This is a genomic window from Streptosporangium sp. G11 (genome assembly GCF_051192615.1).
Classification (GTDB): domain Bacteria; phylum Actinomycetota; class Actinomycetes; order Streptosporangiales; family Streptosporangiaceae; genus Streptosporangium.
The window spans coordinates 1-1,177 of the sequence record NZ_JBPJUQ010000307.1 but is presented as its reverse complement, the minus strand read 5'-3'; the positions used below and the strand labels follow the sequence as shown (position 1 = coordinate 1,177).

General features: G+C 65.2%; 1 protein-coding gene. It reads left to right on the top strand.

What is annotated here, in order from left to right; genetic code table 11:
* Nucleotides 1-23 precede the first annotated feature (23 nt).
* On the top strand, nucleotides 24-1,177 hold a 1,154-nt coding region (locus ACSDR0_RS50730; protein ID WP_435296153.1), incomplete at its 3' end, for an IS630 family transposase.

Here is a 1,177-nt window from a genome sequence, read left to right as displayed (position 1 = left end):
AACCGGGGGCCAGTAACGCGCAGGTGGCACGGGACCTGGGAGCGGCGCTGGCCACGGTACGCAAGTGGCGGGCGGCCTTTGCCCATGACGGGATCGACGGGCTCCTCGACCAGGTGCGTCCAGGACGGCCGAAGTCGGAGTTGTCCGTGACCGACCAGGAACGGGCCACGCTGCAGCGATGGGCACGGCGGGCCAAATCGTCGCAGGTCCTGGCGATGCGGTCGAAGATCGTACTGGCGTGCGCGGACGGCAAGGATAACCAGCAGATCGCGGCTGAACTGCGGGTGCATCCCGACACGGTGTCGAAGTGGCGGACCCGGTTCATTCGGCTGCGGCTGGACGGGCTCCTCGACGAACAGCGGCCAGGCCGGCCGCCGTCGATCACCCTGGACCGGGTCGAACAGGTGGTGGTGGCGACGCTGGAGGAGACGCCTAGAGGCGCCACGCACTGGTCGCGGGCCTCGATGGCCGAGCGCAGCGGGCTGAGCAGATCGACGATCGGGCGGATCTGGCGGGATTTCGGGCTCAAGCCGCATCGGGCCGCTACCTTCAAGCTGTCGAGTGATCCGTTGTTCGTGGAGAAGGTCGTCGACGTCGTGGGGCTGTACCACAACCCGCCCGAGCGGGCGGTGGTGTTGTGTGTGGATGAGAAGTCGCAGATCCAGGCGCTGGATCGCTCCCAGCCGGTGCTGCCGATGATGCCGGGCATGCCCGAGCGGCGCACCCATGACTATGTGCGCAACGGGATCACCAGCCTGTTCGCCGCGTTCAATGTCGAAGACGGCACCGTCATCGGGGAACTGCACCGCCAGCACCGCGCCACCGAGTTCAAGAAGTTCCTGATCACCATCGACAAGAGCGTCCCCGTCGAGCTGGACGTCCATCTGATCTGCGACAACTACGGCACGCACAAGACCCCGGCGATCAAAGCGTGGCTGGCTCGTCACCCTCGGTTCCACATGCATTTCACCCCGACCGGGTCCTCGTGGATCAACCAGGTCGAGCGGTGGTTCGGTTATTTGACCGAGCAGCTGATCCGGCGGGGAGTCCACAAGAGCGTCCAGAGCCTGGAGAAGGACATCCGCGCCTGGATGGATCAGTGGAACGAGGATCCCAAGCCGTTCGTGTGGACCAAGAGCGCTGAAGAGATCCTCGAATCCCTGGCTAAATATTGCCG